Origin of the sequence: Catenovulum maritimum, from assembly GCF_001050375.1 — a bacterium.
GTDB classification, from domain to species: Bacteria; Pseudomonadota; Gammaproteobacteria; order Enterobacterales; family Alteromonadaceae; genus Catenovulum; species Catenovulum maritimum.
In genome coordinates this window covers 398,703-417,755 of the sequence record NZ_KQ130482.1, presented here as the reverse complement: position 1 = coordinate 417,755, position 19,053 = coordinate 398,703, and the positions used below count along the sequence as shown (strand labels likewise).

The window sequence follows — 19,053 nt, the reverse complement described above, 5'->3', positions numbered from 1 at the left end:
AAAATGGCAAAAACATAATAGGCCGCTATTTAACATAGCAGCCTATTAATCCTTGATATGTGAGTTGTAACAAATCAAGATGCTTCATAATATGCAGATCCTAAAAGCTGAAATGCACATTGGTTTTCCGTTAAAATTTAGCACGTACCCCTAATGAATAACGGCTACCAAAGTTTTCTGCAGCTAAGAACTGATTTTCAAATCGTCCATGACGACGAGTGGTTTCTTCAGTAATGTTTAAGCCATCTAAGGTCAAAGAGATATTATCGTTAATTTCATAACTGATACTAAAATCGACTTGGCCATAAGCTTCAGTAAACTGAGGTTCATTTGCACTATGGAACTGATCCGTATTAAGTAAGAAATCATCTCTCCAGTTGTAAGCGATACGAGCTTGAAATCCATCTTTGTCATAAAAGCCAACCAAGTTAGCCGAGTCACTTAATCCTGTTAGTGCAACGGTTTGCTCAAATGAGTAGATATCATATTCAACGCTGCCATCTACCATAGTGTAATTAATTTGACCACCAAAGCCACTATCGCCAAATAAGTGCTGCGCAGCGAGCTCAAAGCCATCAATTTTGGCATCCTCTAAATTTTTTGGAATAGTTACTTCAAAATCAATAATAGGATCTGAACTATTTGCTAAACAATCAGGGTTATCATTAGCATCCGGACAACCTGGTCTAGGGTTAGCTGATGGATCTCTTAATGGATTACCACTGGCATCATTAATTGTTCTTAATTCTGTGGTTGTGCCAATAAAGTTTTTTACATCTTTATTAAAATAACCAATAGAAACATAACTACCTTCGTCGTAATACCATTCAAACGACAAGTCTAAGTTTGTTGAGCTATAAGGCTGCAAATTTGGATCGCCTTGCGTTGCGTTAAATGGCCCGCCCGGTCTAGTGTTAGTTATATTTGTCGCTGGTGCTATCGAGGTCACATCACTTCGGGTTAAAGTTTTGCTATAAGCAAAGCGGGCAAAAATATCGTCGGCCAACTCAAGATTGATATCTAAATTAGGCAAAAATTCTTTATAGCCACCCGTTAAGGTATCTATGGTCGCACCCGAGCCTTCAGGGAACACTTCTCTAATTTCTTCGACGGATAAATAAGCTAAATTAGTCGGTAAGGTTGCAGTTGATGATGCAGTTACATCCGTATCTTCATACCTTACACCTAGGTTAATACTGACTGGCATTTTACCAATCTCAGTTTCTAAATCCGCTGAAATATAGGCTGATAAAGTATCTTCATTAATATTATCTTGAGTGATCGGATTTTCAGTGACAAAATTACCAGCCGTAACCGCAGCATTTACTCTTTTAGGATCGACATTAAATTGCATCGCAAATAATTGGTCTCCACCACTAAAGTTACTGCCAATTTTTGATGGACTAAAAGAAATGCCTAACGCATCCATATCTAAATCGTCGTATAAAAAGTCAAAACCGAACCGTTTAGCTGTGTCAAACTGGTAATCTGTATTGCCAATCCCAAAGTTAATTTTACTCAACAAACCATAACCTGGATTGGTCCAAGTACCACTAAACTCCCACTGTTTAATGGTATTTTTTATCGCATGACCTCGCAATACGACAACGTCGCCATCAATATGTGCAGTAGAGAATGGATCATAGTTAGCTGGTAAAGGACTAGGTGCATTGTCCGCTTCAAATGTGCTGGTTGTTACAGCTGTTACCCTTGGTACATCTGCATTACCAAAGTCTAGCCCTATATCAACATATCTAGCATCTGGCGGTGTACTAATTACTGAAGTAAACTCACTGATCTCACCACCCGGTTGGGTTTCCGAAGTGGACTCGTGCGCATCGAACTCAAGCTTCAAATTTTCAGTCGCCTGCCACTCAATATTTAAACCAAGTGAATCGTTCTCTGTTTCAACCACTTGATGCGTCGCGGTAAAATTTAATCTATGATTATTATGCCTAGGGTTAATAACAGTGCCGTTTTCATCAGCTTTACCTGTGGTGTTCGCATCTGAATCAAACCAAAAACCAGTTAATACCCGATTAATCGATTCGTCAAAGCGCGACATAGTATAATCTAAACCAATTTTTAACCCTTCTGTTGGGGCTAACTCTGCAACAAACTGAGCGTTATCACGCTCTCGCTTGTGATCGCCATATTCAACAGCAAAGTTACGTGGCACCCAAAAATTCTTATTAGGGTTATTTGGATTTGTAATACCACTTGTATCTATATTAGTGTAATCAGAACCATCATCAGATAACCAACCATCGTTAACCACAGCTTCTTTTCGACTGTCTCGTTCCGAGTGAGCATAAGTTGCAAGTAAGCCTAACTTACCATCTAAAAAAACATCACTGTATAACGCAGAAAATTCAGGCGTAATATCTCGACCTTTCACATTACTCGTATCCATAATAGCTTTAGCACCAGCCGTTAACTTGCGCTCGCCAATACTTAAAGGCTTAGCTGTATTCAAGTTGATGGTTGCACCGATTCCACCACTGGTTATATTTGCTTTACCTGTTTTATAAACATCGACACCTGATACAACTTCAGCGGCAATATGCTGAAAATTAAATGCTCGGTTAATCCCGACATCCGTTGATAGAGTTGATGAAGTTGGCATAGCTCGACCATTTAACGTAACCATATTAAATGTTGGCCCGAAGCCACGTACAGAAACTTTATTACCCTCGTTATTAGAGCGATCAATAGAAACGCCTGTAATGCGTTGCAATGATTCTGCTAAGTTAGTATCCGGAAATTTACCTATGTCCTCTGCAGTAATTGCATCGACCACACCGCTAGATTCTCTTTTAATATTTGAAGAACTAATCAATGAGCCTCTAATACCAACCACATTAATAACTTCGGTCTCTTCTGCTGTTTCTTGTGCCTGAGCACTAATTGATACTGAATTGAGTGTCACTAACGCAATCGCCATAGCCACTTTGCTAGGTTTGAAAGCTTGATCTATTTTTTTCATTTGAATCCCTTGATAGCAATTTGTTGTTATTAATTACTTTAATCGAAATATTGTTAACCAAATACAATGAACAATATTTCACCAAAATAAATATTGCACACAATTTAAATTAGATCAACACTCAATTTTAACCAAATGACAACATTTTTAGTTTGTATTCACACTCTAATTAATTTAAAGTTTACCGGCTTTTATTGAAGTTTTGACAGATGATCAAGCCCATAATCATATTCAATATTGTCATTAGTGGGATTGTGACAATGCAACAAAATCATCTCAACTAAATAATTTTAAAGGATTTTTGTTATCTAAATTGAATAGGGTATGACGCCTGAATTTAGTCTAATCAGTTAATTTTGAGCCTGGTTAAGCTTATTCATTAAATATGCTATCATTTCGTCTTATTACTAAAATTTAGAGTTCGTTTTATGAGTAAAGAGCATACTCAAGAGTTACAGTCACCATTATTTTCAGACGATACATCCTTATATGCACGGGTGATTCGCGACATTTCAAATGGTGTATTTAAAGCGGGTGATCGTTTAGTGACCACTAAATTAGCTACTCGATATGAGGTGAGTGTCAATCCGATACGTGAAGCCTTGAAGCAATTGCAAGGCGAAGGCTTTGTAACTGTTAGTCCAAATAGTGGTGCTCGGGTTACTCAATTTGAAAATAAAACCATGCGTGATGTCTTCGAAATTTTACAACTACTTGATCCCTATTTAATGGAGTGGTTTGTATTGGAGCACGATAAAGAAGACATAAAAATACTAAATGACATTTTAAAGAAAATGGAAAATGTAGCTGAAGATGATCAGGTCTCTTTCCGTAATCTCGACACTCAATTTCATTGGCATATGTATAGCCAGCACTACAATAAAAGTGCAATCGAGCTGTGGTGTCAAAAACGTTTAGTATTGCAAATCATGCATGCAAACTTACCAATAAAAGCTTCGCGTGTAGACAAAAGTTTAAAAGAACATAGAGAAATGATGGTCGCTATCCAAGCCAGAGATTTGGACGCTTCCCTTGAAATACTCAGAAAACATATCTCGAATAGTGGTACCTACTGGTCTAGATATTTTTAATTTCGAAGACTAGCTGATGCGTTAGTCAGTTAGTTTGTTCCATTTTAAACCCTTGTGTGCATTGTTTCAGATATACCTTAATAACGAGTCTACAAGTTTAAAATGACCAAAACTAACAACTACTTAATTATTGATTGGGGCACGACCAATTTTAGAGCTTTTTTGATGAACGACAAAGACTCGCTCATTGACTCGACCCAGCAAAACAAAGGCCTGCTAAGCGTTCAAGATAATCAATTTGCTGAGACTCTACACAGCATTTTGAGTGATTGGTTGAACGAATTTGAGCATTTACCTATATATATGGCAGGTATGGTAGGCTCACTCAATGGTTGGGTTAGCCTAGATTATGTCGAAACACCAGCTGCGCCAGCATTAATTCAGCAGCTAAGTTATCAATTTATCACCGATTGGGGCGCGGCAGCTTGTATTTTTCCGGGTGTGAAGCATGTGAAAGATAGAACACAAGCAGACGTAATGCGCGGCGAAGAACTTCAAGTGTTTGGCCTAGCTAAACTAAAACTAGCATCAAATTTCATCGCGATTTTACCCGGTACTCATAGTAAACACATCTCGTTTGAGCAAGACAAAATAAAATCGGTCAAAACTTTCATGACGGGTGAATTATTTTCAATTATCACTCAACATTCACTTTTGGGTAAAAATTTACCAAAGCAAAAAGCATCCGATGCTGTATTTCGCCAAGGTGTTGAACAAAGCCAGTCAGGACAATTGACCAATTTACTTTTTTTAGCCCGAACCCACCTTCTCTTCGACAATATTGCGGACATGCATATCGAAGAGTTTATTTCGGGGTTGTTAATCGGCTACGAATTAAAGGGTTTAACTCAATCACAGATCACTATAGTTGGTGGAAAAGGCTTATGTCAGCGCTATTTACTCGCCTGTAATTTACTTGGTATTGCAGCTGATTACGCTAATGGCGATGACTGTTTCATGGCTGGAATGGTTCAACTTATTAACCTAAAATCTGGGCAGTAAACAATCTAACACAATGAAATTATTAATTTTTTTATTTTCTATTTCTTGAGAAGTATCTTTTAAAAACAAACCGAATTAGCGTTTGTAGTAACTGGTTATTACGTACGCTAATTCAACTCAATTATCCGTACAAAAGCTCTCAAGGAAGTAAGATGTTACCCGAGTTTAGCTTGTTTGATCTGAGCAATTAAAATCTAATCGCTATTTTTCATTAACGTTTACTTAACTTTTCATTATTGATAAAATTCAATCAAATTAAATCATTTAGAGTAAATGTAAGATATGAAGAATTACTTTTTCACAAAACCAATATTGCCAGCTATCACCTGCGCTTTGCTGGCTTTAGGTTGCCAACAAACGTCTTCCGAACAAAAATCTGAGGTAAGCTCGGTCGTAGAAAAACAACCAAACGTTTTACTCATCATGATAGATGATTACCGTGTTGCTATGGGTGCGATGGGAGATAAACGAGCTGTTACGCCGAACTTAGACAAACTTGCATCTGAAGGCGTTTTATTTAATCGTGCTTATGCCAATGTCCCTGTTTGCGGTGCATCAAGAGCAAGCATGATGACCAGTGTATACCCACATAAAACAAGGTTTGTTAATTATTTAGCCAATGCTGAGCGAGAAGTACCAGAAGCCACAACCATGGGCGAATTTTTTAAAAATGCCGGCTACCATACCATTTCAAATGGTAAAGTTTTCCATAGTAGAAAAGATTCAAATCAAAAAAGCTGGACTGAATTAGCTTGGGAACCTAAGGTGGAAGGGCTGGCATACTATAGTGAAGATTCCAAAAAATATGTTAAGTCTACCCAAAATATGGGTAATAGAGGACCATGGTATGAAAGTGCTTCTGAGCCTGACGAAGCTTATTACGATGGCCAAGTAAAGGAAAAAACAATTAGTGATTTAAAACGATTAGCTAAACTTGATAAACCATTTTTCTTAGCCACTGGTTTCCGTCGACCACATTTGCCTTTTAATGCACCTCAAAAATATTTTGATCTGTATAAAAATACTAATTTTCAACCTTCTGCATTACGAGATAAACCAATTAATGCACCCGCATCCCTAAAAGGCTCTGGTGAAATACACACCTACCACTTCAAAAATCATGAGTACAACTCTGATGAATTTCATCGTTTCTCTTTGTTAGGCTATTACGCTGCTGTCAGCTTTATTGATCAACAAGTGGGTGATATTTTAGCTGAGTTAGACGAACTTGGTTTAAGAGACAACACCATAGTGGTATTAACCAGTGATCATGGTTTCAACTTAGGCGAGCATAATTTTTGGGGTAAGCATAATATGCTGAATAAGGCTTTGCATGTGCCGTTAATTATTGATTCACCTAAAGCACAAGCCGCTCTTAAGTCAGATGCATTAGTCAGCTTAGTCGACATATTCCCAACTCTAGTTGATTTATCCGGCATACCTGCGGATGAAAAATTAAAACAGCAAATGGTTGGCCGTAGCATGGCTTCTTTGCTAACCAATCCAGAGGCAAGCCACAAGCCGTTTATTTATTCTCGATTTAAAGAAGGTGATACTGTCGTAAGCGGTCAGTTAATTTATACTGAATATTTAACTGCTGAAGGTAAAAAAGAGTATATGTTGTTTGACTTAGCAGCTGATCCTGAAGAAACAACTAATGTGGTTTCAGAGCCTAAATATCAAAAAGAGGTTAAGCGTTTATCTGCTTATCTAGGACAAGTCATCAAGCAAAGCGAAAGTTATTTGGCTAAATAACCTTAACTCGAGCTCTACTGATGTTAATAAACCCCAAATCAAGAATGATCCGATTTGGGGTTTTGTTTAATATTGAGCAGTATTAACTTTTACTTTTCTCAAACTCTATTTTACGTATATTTGCTTCGATAAAGTAAAAATCACCATATATTATTGGTGTATCAATTTCACCACCATTGCCCATATCACCCGTTGCTTCTGATAATACAAAACCTAAATCAAAGCTAGAATCTCGTCCTTTACCTTTGCGATCAGTTCGATATTCATTGGTTAGCTTAGCCATAATTTTATCCGCTAATGCAGCAAATTTAGCTTTTTCATTTATGTCTTTAGTGAATGTCGCATAGCGATATAAAGCAGCAGCATAAATAGCAGCAGCAGAGGTATCTCTCGGTACTTTTACATGTGTATCAGGATAAGCTTTGGTACCACATGGTAATAATTTATCACCTTGAATAATTTTTTCACCATGCCAGTTAACTTTACCCTCTAAACGCTGAAGAGATTCCTCAGATAGCATAGATGCCTTAAGCGTCATTGGACGGTAGCCCATATATGGCTTAATATTTTCTTCGATTTGTTTATCACATAAACCTAAAACACCGTGAAAAACAGCCGTGTCCGATGAAATGTTTTCGGCATACTCATAAGCGTTATCGCGCGCGGCAAAGAAATCCCAGTAAGGCACTTCACCATCCTGTAATAAGTGCTCAACGCTTGTGAATAAACGACTTAAATGCGCTTTAAAATCTGGGTAAGTTGATAGGTCTATTTTCGCCTTTTCCATTGCTTCTACCACAGTCACATAACCATATAATGACCAACCTTGGCCTCGCGCCCATGCTGATACATTACCAACGCCTTGCCAGTTACCTGGTTTGCCAGCGCCATAATCGTAAACATGATAGGCTAATGGGTATTGCTTTTCAGTGTCTGATGTATCGTAAAAGTAATGATTGATACTGGTGTGTTTAGCATGATTAAACGCTATTTCATGATATCTAGGTACGTCGCTAGAGAATAAATACTCTAAATTCATCATATTGTCGACGATTACCGGATACGTCCAAGGATTAGACAAGGTATATCTATCAGATTGTCTCTCACCGTTCTCTAAAGTTAAAATCCGCATTCTTGGGATCCAATCCCATGAACGAATTAAACCAACATCATCTTTATATCGAGTTGCTAACGTTGCTCTACCGAGCTCTAAGGCTTTCGCGTATTGTTCGCGAGTTTCTGCATCTAAACCGTCATAATTTAAAGCCTCGCCAAATGAGTCATATAATATGAAGCCTAAGTCGTGGGTTGAATCGCGTTTTGCTTCAGAAAAAAGTGTATCTTGATAGTAAGTTGCCTGACTATATAAGGTATTCTCATCTGTTTGTTGCCAATCGCTAATATGTTGCTTTGACGATAAAAGTTTCCATAAAACCCCTGGATAAAAACCATTAGTCCATTTTTCAGGTAACTCTAGATGAATCTCATCACGCTCTTGAGAGCGAGGGACACAAATAATATCAGGAGAAACCTCACAGCCTTCTTTTTCGTCAAGATGCCTTTCATGTTTAACATGATCTATCATTTTTAAATATTGGTTTTTAGCAAAAGTTAAATTGTCTTTTGCCGCTTCAACCGAAAACACTTTCCCTTGTTCTGGCTTAGCTACCACAGGTTCAGACTGCTGGCTGCAACCCAAGCTGGTTAACAGGCAACCCGAAATGACAGACAGCGTGAGAATACGTTTCATCGACTTTCCTCTTCTTTTATATTATATGAATGAAAATGAGTTGTTTTGATTGTTAATACTAGCACAATTTTTTTATCTCAAATTTAATATAGTATTCATCTCTAGCTCCGAGCAGGTATTAACTAAAAAATAGTCCATCACTAAAAATTGGTAAGATGACCTTTCCAAATTTAAGGGATCTTGCTCGAATTGTCAAAAACAAATCTTATATAAAAAATCATATAAAACAGATTAAAGGTAAAGTAAAATAAGGCCCGGCTAGGGTATCAACGCTGCTAACCGGACTAAGTAATCTCTTATTACTGGCTAAACTCCATATAAATTATTTGAATTGGCTTGACCAAGTTATCGTCCGCCTTACTGTTTACTAACAAATAAAGCTCTCTTGTCTGATTTAAGGGCGTTATTTTGCTGGTATGAATAGATTGTTTACTAGAGTCAGCAGCCGATAAGTTAAATTGACCTTGACCAATCAAATCGCCATTTATGCTATCAACTCTAATTTCAAACTTTGATTTTTGCTGATAGGATTGATTGATTTTATGCGTTAGCTTAATCGAGTTGATCTGGGTTAAATCGTATTTACCTAGATATAAATAGCTAGCTTCCCCTATGAACTTAACACTCGCATCATCATTTACTCGAACTGATTTTGCTGGATGCTGACGATTGACTAAGTCCGATAATCTTAATATCGGTGACCTCAAAAGATATTCTGCTTTAGCAGTAATACCCGCTAAATTATTTGCCCCTTTGTCTGTGTATTCCACCATTAATTTATAGTCGGCTGGCTGTGTTACTTTAAATTGGCCGGTCAGCGGTAAGCTAGGATCAGGCGATGTGAAAGATAAAATATACTGTGCGATCGCTTGCCTAGTTTCTGAGTTTAAAAAATTATGTGCGGGCATTTGATGGTCCCCCCATTTACCACGACTGCCCTGCGCAATGCTCTGGCTAATAATAGTGTTTGCTTGAGCTTGCTGAGTATACTTATCCGCAATTTGGTTAAAAGAAGGGCCGATTGATGCTGATTTGAGTTGGTGACAGCCAAGGCAATTGTATTGTTTAACCGCATCTTTCCCCATTTGATTATCACTAGGGATTTGATGACCTAATTTAACTTTGTTTAATTGTTGTTTTCGAACTAATACATTGACAGCATCAGCAGTAATAGAGGCATTCTCGGTAGACCCATCTTCTTTATCCGTTACAACCACTTGATATGCTTTAGCCTCATTAGGCCAAACAAAACTTTGATTGCCCGAAATACTAATTGAGATATCCGGTACATCATTGCCAACTTCTATTAATTTTTTGCTGTATGCATCAGCACCTTGCGAGTCTGTTACTTTTAAAATAAGTGCATATTGACCTGGCTGATGAATTTGAGTGGATAAAACTGCTTGATTTGAAATGACTTTTTCTGGGTTGAATGCAACTGAATCTAAGATTTGACCCAGTTTAACTTGCTCAGCGCTAAGTGCTTGCAGGCTCCAGCCATATGTAAGAGCATCACCATCTAAATCTTTTGATAAACTAGCATCGGCACTAATCAACAGAGGCGCAGCACCTTGGCTGTGTTTTAGTTGAATATTAGCAATTGGCTCTCGATTACCATCTCCGGTATAAACGATTCGGCTCAACTTAGCATCGTCATTACCTTTAAACCATTTAGAGCCATATTCAAGTACCCATAACTCACCGTTTGCACTAAAGCTAAGATCAATTGGCGCGGCGAGTTCTAATTGCGGTGCAAAGTTATCAATTTTAATCACTTTTCCGGCAGAGTTAGTCGTGACAACTTTCAGCCAACGCCGCATAAAGTCTGATATAAATAATTTACCGTCATAGTATTTGGGATAACTTTTTATGCCAGCTTCTGTGCTTGTTGGTTGCCTGTACACACCTGCAACTAAGGCATTTCTAGAACCCGCACCTAAGGCTTTAAATTTTTCACTATTACCATAGGGATAATAAATTAAAGCTGGCTGCGCTGGAGGTAGTTTATGAGATCCAGTATTTCGAGGTGAGTTATTAATTGGATCTAATGGATTATACCAAGCCTTTAGCTTGTCGTTTGTTTCATCATAATCACGATAGGCTTGGTTGTTTGCAATAAACATAGGCCAACCAAAGTTACCCGCCTGCGTCACTTTATTAATTTCATCGTAACCCATAGGGCCTTTTTTTGGATCATCGGCTTTGGCATCTGGACCGACATCGCCAAAATAGAGTGCTTTGCTCGCTTCGTCATAACTAATTGTGTACGGGTTTCTCGTTCCCATCACATAAATTTCGGCTCTGCCTTGCTCAGCGTCGGTAAATAAGTTTCCTTTTGGAATTGAGTAGCCTGTATCGCTATTTGGCACAATTCTTAAAATTTTACCACGTAAATCCATGGTATTTGCTGACGTACGTAAAGCGTCGTTAACGGCTTCTTCGGCTTTATTATTGGTTGGCCCTAAGCCATCAGAGTTAAACGGGTTTGTGTTGTCACCGACCGCAATAAATAACTCCCCAGCTTGGTTAAACTCCATATTGCCACCTGTATGGCAACAAGTATTATCCGAAGGTATTGTAAGTAGCACCTGTTCGCTCGATAAATCTATTTTTTGATTTGAAAGCTTAAAACGAGAAATGCTTTGTACTAATTTATCCTGTTCTAACACTTTGTTATACATTAAATAAACTTGCTGATTTTGATCAAAGTTAGGATCTAGCGCAATCGCTATTAAACCAAATTCACTATTTTTCTTACCTGAGTAAACCGGTACTGAACCTAAGTTAATAACTGACTTGTCTTGTAGGTTATATTGAAAAATGCCGCCCTTTCGCTCTATATACAAAATAGTTTTAGCATCATTTGTCATACTAAAGCTGACTGGCTCATTTAATCCTTCAAGATGAACCTCTTTAACAAATCGATTATGCTCAGGTTTTGACTTTGAATAATCTAACTGAACATTGTCACCAATCGCATATTTTATCCCGCCTAATAAATGCTCTAGATAAAATGGATTGGTAAAATTATCTGCCGTATGCCCTATCCCAGTATAAAAGGACCGACCACCATCAAATTCTTGATACCAAGCAATTGGATGATAATGGCCTGATAAACCACCTTGGTAACTATCTTCATCTAGGCTAAGTAAATCATTTCTAAATTTTGATAAATCCTTATAGTCATACCATTCATCAGCATATTGAAATTGACTTGGCATAAAGTGAGTAGCTTGGTGCTTGTCATCAACCACGGTTAGCTCTGCTAATTGAACATTCGATGGAATATTAGGATGGCTTTTAAATACACCACCGACTAGTTTTCTATACCAATACCAATCACCCGCGTGCTCTGTGTCTGCTGCGGAATGGATACCAACAAAACCACCTCCTGCTTGGATATATCTTTCCATCGCAACTTGTTGCTCATCATTTAGGACATCACCTGTGGTATTTAAAAATATTAAAGCGCTAAACTTGGAAAGATCTCGATCATTAAAAATGGCCGCATCTTCAGTTGCTAAAACTTGGTAGTTTTGCGCCTCCCCAATTTGATGGATTGCTTTTATGCCTGCTGCAATAGAGTCATGCCGCCAACCTGTTGTTTTAGAAAACGCCAATAGTTTATTAGGCTGATTAATCGTTTCAGTCTGGTTCGAGACTTGGCTATTACTTTCTTGCTTACATCCAGATACAAATAAAAGTGTGATGATAATTACACTGACAGCCCTGCCGATTAAATACTTTTTATGCATATATTGTCCTAACATATTTATTATTCAGATTAAGTCCAAATGACATTAAGCTGTTTTTTGATTAAATTAACCGAATCTATTCATGTTAGCAATCCTGTTTGATAAATAATTGTAAATATAATGTTTTAAATTGAAGCTAATCACTGTCAATGACATTAACTAGTTCGTAGTCAGAAAATCAGAGCTTAGAAGCATTTAGAGCTAAATCAAACTAGCTCCTTGTTTCAGCTTCAATTCTATTGCGGCCATTACCTTTAGCATAATAAAGATTTTCGTCGGCTCTTTTTAGTAAGGATTCTGTATTGTCAGAAGCTAAATGTTCAGCAAGGCCTATGCTTAATGTAATATAGGAATTATCTGCCATTACAATTTTCTTAACCCCAGCTTGGATTCGGGTGCATATCAAATAGGCTTCTTGGGTATTTGCATTGGGTAAAAGCAGTAAAAACTCTTCACCGCCCCATCGAATAGCAAAGTCAGAGGGACGAATCAGGTCTTGTAGGACATCCGCTGTTTGCTTGAGTACTTGATCACCAATGTCATGGCCAAAACAATCATTAATATTTTTAAAATAATCTATGTCTATCATAGCGACGGATAGGTTAAATCGAGAGTGCGAATACCTTTGTTGTAATTTTTGTAATCGTTTCATCCCCGCTCTTCTATTTGGTAGCTCAGTTAACACATCAGTATTTGCCAAGTACTTCATATTTTGCATCATACTTTCGAGCTCTACATTTTTGCTCGCAAGCTCTTTAGTTCGGGCTTTAACTCTTTGTTCTAAATCTCGGTTTAGGTCACTTAGTAAAGCTTCAACTTTTTTTCTGCGGTTAATGTTAAAAGATAAGATCACAACAACTGCTGACAAGAGCGCAACAATGAAAAGCGTCAGGTTAATTAAGACAGAATATTTACGATAAAATCCATCTGGTTGGTTATGAATTAAGCTGCCAGCAGGTAAATAATCTTTATTGATATTAAACTTTTCAAGCACCATATAATTAAACGTAGGCACGAATTCGGATTTTTGTTTTATGGGTATACTAGAAACTGCCTGACCATTTAGAATTTCTTTAGCTATTTTGGCCAACTCACTGCCATGCTGGTAAGGGTTATTCATCATTCCGCCTATCACGCCCTGATTTATCATGACGCTACCCCACATACCATAAACAGGCACACGGCTAATTTCTGTCAATTTTTTGAGTTCATGTTCAAACGAGAAGTATCTACCCTGATTATCTTTATGTATAGCAAGTAATAAAAAAACGGTATCTTGCGGCATTTGTGCTGCCATCTTCAATAAATAGTCAAAACTGAAATCGTCCCAAATTTCTATTTGAAGTAAATTATTAACTAGTTTTATATCTTGGATAGCTTGTTGTCGCATCCTAACGCCTAATTCACTCTTATCTGCAAGTAATATCACGCGGCTAACTTCAGGTTGCAGGCTTTGAATTAAGTTAATATTGTCTTTAATCTCCATCCCTTCTAACACACCCGTGAAGTTAGTTTTCCCTTGTAATACATTGACATCAAGTACATTAACCCCACCAAAGACGACGGGCTTATCTTGCGCAAAATTAAATTCGTTTTTAATTAAAAAGTAGAAGGCAGCATCATCGCTAGAAATAATTAAGTCGATTGGAAAATTTCTATATTTATATTCCAATAATTGAGATATTTTTTGATGGTAATCGGGATCAGAGACAAAGCGTCTTTCATCCATATATTCTATATGTAAATTTTCTGGCGGAATAAACCCTAACAGTTCAGATTTAACTCCATCAGATAAATCGGCTGTCCATTGGTATTGAGGGTGGTATGAATTAAGTAAAAGTATTCGAAAATTATTTTCGGCAGCATAACACTCTAGCTGAAATACAGCTAAACCGAACAAGAGACTACACAAAAAACCAGAAAAAAATCGACGAAAAATCATGAGCAATCCGATACACGAAAACTCTTATAAGTATAGATAACAATTAGAGCTTAGTTGCTCGTTTGCGGTGATTTTTACCAATGACCTCTCGAATACTTCCGCTCTTTACAAGCCCAGCTGTAAATCTTTAGTTTAAATAGTGTTCTAAAACGCCATATAAGAGTTGGATATCAATAGGCTTGCTAACGTGCTCAACAAAGCCTTGCGAAAGGTAAAGCTTTACATCCTCCAACATAGCATTTGCCGTCAAGGCAACTATAGGCAAATCTTTTTTGATTTGTCTGATTTTTTGCTGGGCTTCTAAACCGTCCATTTGCGGCATTTGAATATCCATCAAAACAATATTAAAGTCTTGTTTTTTAGCTACATCAACAGCTAATTGACCATTGTTTACGATTGTAATTTCAGCCTTAGTAACTTTTAACATAGACTCCAAAATCATTTGATTGATTTCATTGTCTTCAGCTATCAATATTTTCTTTCCTGCTAAATTTGGTATATCCGCTGAGGTGTGCTTTTCTTTAATACTAGCTTGCTCGGCTTTCTCTAGGGGCAATATAACTTGTACTTGGGTTCCTTTTCCTGGTTCACTTTCTATCTCTATCGTCCCACCCATTATTTTTATAAGGTTATCGGTGATCGACATTCCAAGCCCAGTACCACCAAATTTCCTAGTTGTTGAAGTATCAGCTTGAGAAAAACGCTCAAAAATCAAATTTTGGACTTCTTTACTCATACCAATGCCGGTATCTATCACTTTAAAGCAAACTGCCTGTTGCTCTTGATACTGGATACAACTTAATACTACTTTGACATTGCCTCGCTCAGTAAACTTGACCGCGTTTGAAACTAAATTAAGTAAAATTTGTTTTATTCGAACAATATCACCAACCCAACCATCGATAAAATTGTTATCAATAATACTAACAAACTCAATGCCTTTATTGTTTACTGGTATTGCCATATCGAACTTAACAGAATCTAACACCTTTATTAAAGACAAAGGTTTTTGCTCTAATTTTAATTTATTGTCTTCAATTTTAGAGTAGTCAAGTATGTCATTAATTATAGTTAACAAAGACTTAGCAGACCATGATGCATTATCTAAGATAGTTTGGTTTTCTTGAGTTAATTGTTGATTATTCAACAACTGCAAGCCACCTAAAACCGCATTCATTGGTGTGCGGATTTCATGGCTCATATTGGCTAAAAATTTACTCTTGGTTTGACTTGCTCTTTCTGCTTCTTGTTTGGCCAAACTAAGCGCCTTTATTGCCTCAACCTTATCTGTAATGTCATAATTTACACCTATGACTTTTAAGGTATTACCTTTATCATCTTTAATGACTTCAGCACTCGCCTTTAATGTTCTCACTTGACCATTGGGATGTATAACTCTAAATTCTGGATTATAGATTCCACAACCTTGGACAGCTTCAAACAATTTAGTTTTCGCATCTTCTATATCATCAGGATGAACACTGTTTTCCCAGGCTTCATAAGCGCCCGAAAATTCAGCTTTTGATACGCCATAAAGCGTATACATCCAATCATCCCAGATCAATTCGTTACTCAGTACATCCCACTCCCAAACACCAATTCCAGCAGAATCATTAGCGAGTTTCATTCTAAAAGCCATAGATTCAGCTTTTTCCCAAGCGACTTGGATTTGTTGCTCTATCTGTTTTTGCTGAGAAATATCTTGGACAACTGACCATATATATTCCTGTCCATCGTTTTTGGCTATTTTAATCCCAGATAATAGGACTGGATAAGTGTGTCCTTGTTTATGAATATACTCTTTTTGATAAGGTCCATAGCGACCATACTCAGCAAGCGATTGTAACTGTTCAAATTCTTGCGCTTCATACTTTTTAGGTGTGAGCTGCCAATAATCCAATGTATTTAATTCATCAACCTCATAACCCGTAAAGCGGCTAAATTCGTTATTAACATACTCAAATGCGCCATCTTCAAGTCTATTTATTGCGATTCCTATTGGCGCTAGATTGACAAATTTCTCAAACTTCTCTTTTTCTTCTAAATACGCAGTTTCAAAGTGCATTTTCTCTGAAATAACTCGCTCTAAACGATCTTGAGTTTCCACCAGTTCACTAATATCTCTGCCAATAGCTAGAATTAAATTTTGATCTTCTAATGGTAGTGCTGTGAGTGATACTAGGCAGGGAAAACTAGAACCATCTAACCTACAATGCTGCCATTGAAAAAGTTGTGGTCCCTCAGTAAAAGAATTTTGTATGTGCTTTTCGGCTAGCTCTTGTGAAGAATGACCGCATGGCTGAAATTCGGGAGATATATCAGCAGGCGTAAGGTTTAAAAAATTATCTTTGGTTTTTACCCCGTGCATATCAACAGCAGCTTGGTTACACTCGGTAAACTTTCCCGTACTTAAGTCGATAATAGAGAGCGCATCACCCGATGCTTCAAACAATTGTTTATATTTAATACGTTCTGCATTAGCTATTTTTAGCTGTGATTCTAGATCCGAAATTTTTTCTTCCAGTGAGCGAGTCAACTCTGCCATAGATATAAGCTATTAAAATTTTCCATTACTGGTCAGTATAGTATTAAGTTTGTAATTTTTTGTGAAAACTTCGGCTTAGAACTAAAATACACGTATTAATAGGAAAAATAAAAAAGCCCCTAGCAATTGAGGCTAGAGGCTTGTAGATAGATAACGAATTTAGCTTAGGTTAAACGCCCGCTACTCACTATTTTCCAATTTTAATCACTTTATTAAACTCTGTGATCTGAGTTTGGTAAGTTTCGTTATTCGTCCATGTCACATTAATACTCGCTGGCTCAGTACATTGACCTAAACCAAAGTGAAGGTTTGGATCAAAACTTAATGAGTAATTAGCACCTGTTGAACCTAGTCGTTTAGTTTGAGTATTACCGCATGCCGTCACTTTAACTAAAGCACCTAAAGCTGTCACTTGAGTCGTTAAGCCACTGCCTAGCTGTACTGTAATAAAATGATTGGCTTCAGCTGCTTGGTTTGTATTTTCAAACAAATGCCACTTACCCCTTTCATTACCCAGCACAAAGTCTACTTTACCATCCAAGTTATAATCCAATGGCTCAATGCCCATGCCAATAACACCTAATTCAGTAGACAATATGCCGTGTTGCTTGATTTGAGTGAAACCTTTAGCTTGTTGATTTAAGTAAACAATCGGCTCATTTTGATCAACTAAGTTGCCACGCTTAGTAATGATTAAATCTTGATAGCCATTGTTATCGACATCGGCTATAGCCAAACCTGTCGAGTGCTCTGCTAAAGTTAAGTTCAATTGCTGACTTACATCTGTGAATTTACCTTGGTTATTTCGTAATAATAAGTCCGTTAAGCCTGGATCAGATTCACTCACAGGACCTGCATCTACATTATGTATTACTCCTGTAGAGGGCGACCAAATATTGCCTGCAATACGCCATTGTCGATTTCCGACATAGCCAATGTAAGTGCCTTTTTTATCTAATTTATCTGGAAAGCCTAATGTATCGCTATTCACTAATCTAACATCTCGACCAGAGTGTGTTTCACCAGGAAATTCATAACTGTATGCTGACTCTCCCAGATAAAGGTCTTTATTCGGCCATTGTGACTGTAAATTTTCTATGTTTAATATATCTCCAGCCTCTATGCCTTCAAAATTAAACGCGCCACGCTTAGTGTAATAACCCCATATTTTGGTATCGGCATTATAGAAACTCTGTCCTGCGGTGAATTCTTTTCCTCTAGTGAAGAACAAATCAAAATCACCGTCATTGTCATAATCGACTTCAGCTATAGCCGTAACATGAGTTAATTTAGTTGTGAAAATGTCTGATGTTACATCAACAAAAGTTAAATCACCTTTGCCTTGATAGGCTTTAACCGGACCATTCCCATAAATGAGCATGTCTTCAACGCCATCGTTATTAAAGTCTGTTAGCAGTGTTTTTTGACCATCGCCTTTAACTGGCGGTAATGTATTATCTATGACAAGCTCGCGATTGCCTTTGTTTTCATAAACATAATTTTCACTTTGCCCTTTCATCTCTTTTGAAGGGAAAGCAAAATTAATTAAATCCAAATCACCATCGCTATCACCATCAAAAAACTTGACGGTTCGCCCGCGCATAAAAGCCAATGGCGGCGTAAAATCTTCAACTACTGAGAACTGGCGGTTAGTGTCTACTCTGTAGATAATAGAATTACGAGCATTGCTACCTGAGCCGCCACCACGTGAAATAATAACTTCAATTTTTCCATCAAAATCAAAATCACCGGCTGAAATGCCATGCATGTCACCCATAATTAAATCATATGGCTTAGTATAAGTGCCCTTATTATTCCAAAGCACTCTAATGGCAAAACCATGATCATTTAGCAATAAATCTGGATATCCATCCTGATCTAAATCAGCAACAACGGGTGCATCCCACTGTCTTAAATTCTTTTCTTCACGTGGAAAATTTTTAGTCGCTTCAGCAAAAAGCTGATTAGCTTTTACTTCGTTAGCTTCATCGGCAACTTGAGTAGATTGACATCCTGTAAGTAAACTAGAGCAAATTAATGCAGCAGCTGATAATTTTAATTGATTATTTTTCATAACATTTAACTTTTTATAATTTCAATTTAGTTGCTACCGCCAGTTTTAACTAACCAATAACAAATCAGAAAACACAACAATTACAATCTATATAAACATCATATGTTTTATGAATCAAGTAAAATACACTTTATTTACACTCTGTGGCTATTT

At 37.3% G+C, this 19,053-nt stretch carries 9 protein-coding genes; 3 read left to right on the top strand and 6 right to left on the bottom strand.

Annotation, left to right across the window (positions count from 1 at the left end):
• Window positions 1-130 precede the first annotated feature (130 nt).
• Window positions 131-2,986, bottom strand: a complete 2,856-nt coding sequence (locus XM47_RS01475; RefSeq protein WP_048688566.1) for a TonB-dependent receptor — start codon at window positions 2,984-2,986, stop codon at window positions 131-133.
• A 428-nt stretch (window positions 2,987-3,414) separates the two neighbouring features.
• On the opposite strand from XM47_RS01475, the gene XM47_RS01470 reads away from it, so the two are divergent.
• From XM47_RS01470 to XM47_RS01460, 3 genes are all read left to right on the top strand, one after another.
• Window positions 3,415-4,077: a GntR family transcriptional regulator gene (locus XM47_RS01470; protein WP_048688565.1), complete on the top strand. Its 663-nt coding sequence runs from the start codon at window positions 3,415-3,417 to the stop codon at window positions 4,075-4,077.
• A gap of 102 nt (window positions 4,078-4,179) precedes the next feature.
• Window positions 4,180-5,079 carry a 2-dehydro-3-deoxygalactonokinase gene (locus XM47_RS01465; protein WP_048688562.1) on the top strand — a complete coding sequence of 300 codons (900 nt, stop codon included), beginning with the start codon at window positions 4,180-4,182 and terminating at the stop codon, window positions 5,077-5,079.
• A 282-nt stretch (window positions 5,080-5,361) separates the two neighbouring features.
• The gene (locus tag XM47_RS01460) at window positions 5,362-6,834 is read left to right on the top strand and encodes a sulfatase (RefSeq protein WP_048688559.1); all 1,473 of its coding nucleotides are present in this window, start codon (window positions 5,362-5,364) and stop codon (window positions 6,832-6,834) included.
• Window positions 6,835-6,916: 82 nt separating this feature from the next.
• On the opposite strand, the gene XM47_RS01455 is transcribed toward XM47_RS01460, so the two are convergent.
• The 5 genes from XM47_RS01455 to XM47_RS01435 form a co-directional block, all read right to left on the bottom strand.
• Window positions 6,917-8,584, bottom strand: coding sequence for a hypothetical protein (locus tag XM47_RS01455; RefSeq protein ID WP_048688556.1), 1,668 nt, complete (start codon window positions 8,582-8,584; stop codon window positions 6,917-6,919).
• Window positions 8,585-8,883: 299 nt separating this feature from the next.
• The gene (locus XM47_RS18670; protein WP_053084490.1) at window positions 8,884-12,339 is read right to left on the bottom strand and encodes a ThuA domain-containing protein; all 3,456 of its coding nucleotides are present in this window, start codon (window positions 12,337-12,339) and stop codon (window positions 8,884-8,886) included.
• A 211-nt stretch (window positions 12,340-12,550) separates the two neighbouring features.
• Window positions 12,551-14,281: an ABC transporter substrate binding protein gene (locus tag XM47_RS01445; RefSeq protein ID WP_048688553.1), complete on the bottom strand. Its 1,731-nt coding sequence runs from the start codon at window positions 14,279-14,281 to the stop codon at window positions 12,551-12,553.
• A gap of 127 nt (window positions 14,282-14,408) precedes the next feature.
• On the bottom strand, window positions 14,409-16,826 hold the full coding sequence (locus XM47_RS01440; RefSeq protein WP_048688550.1) for a PAS domain-containing hybrid sensor histidine kinase/response regulator: 2,418 nt from the start codon (window positions 16,824-16,826) through the stop codon (window positions 14,409-14,411).
• Between the two features lie 187 nt (window positions 16,827-17,013).
• Entirely contained in the window at window positions 17,014-18,900 is a 1,887-nt protein-coding gene (locus tag XM47_RS01435) for a CRTAC1 family protein (protein WP_048688548.1), read from the bottom strand.
• Window positions 18,901-19,053 lie beyond the last annotated feature (153 nt).

What these genes read in the sequence shown, in the direction of transcription:
- XM47_RS01470 (WP_048688565.1), top strand. Translation starts at nt 3,415, where the DNA reads ATGAGTAAAGAGCATACTCAAGAGTTACAGTCACCATTATTTTCAGAC.
- XM47_RS18670 (WP_053084490.1), bottom strand. Translation starts at nt 12,339, where the DNA reads ATGCATAAAAAGTATTTAATCGGCAGGGCTGTCAGTGTAATTATCATC.
- XM47_RS01455 (WP_048688556.1), bottom strand. Translation starts at nt 8,584, where the DNA reads ATGAAACGTATTCTCACGCTGTCTGTCATTTCGGGTTGCCTGTTAACC.
- XM47_RS01440 (WP_048688550.1), bottom strand. Translation starts at nt 16,826, where the DNA reads ATGGCAGAGTTGACTCGCTCACTGGAAGAAAAAATTTCGGATCTAGAA.
- XM47_RS01475 (WP_048688566.1), bottom strand. Translation starts at nt 2,986, where the DNA reads ATGAAAAAAATAGATCAAGCTTTCAAACCTAGCAAAGTGGCTATGGCG.
- XM47_RS01435 (WP_048688548.1), bottom strand. Translation starts at nt 18,900, where the DNA reads ATGAAAAATAATCAATTAAAATTATCAGCTGCTGCATTAATTTGCTCT.
- XM47_RS01460 (WP_048688559.1), top strand. Translation starts at nt 5,362, where the DNA reads ATGAAGAATTACTTTTTCACAAAACCAATATTGCCAGCTATCACCTGC.
- XM47_RS01465 (WP_048688562.1), top strand. Translation starts at nt 4,180, where the DNA reads ATGACCAAAACTAACAACTACTTAATTATTGATTGGGGCACGACCAAT.
- XM47_RS01445 (WP_048688553.1), bottom strand. Translation starts at nt 14,281, where the DNA reads ATGATTTTTCGTCGATTTTTTTCTGGTTTTTTGTGTAGTCTCTTGTTC.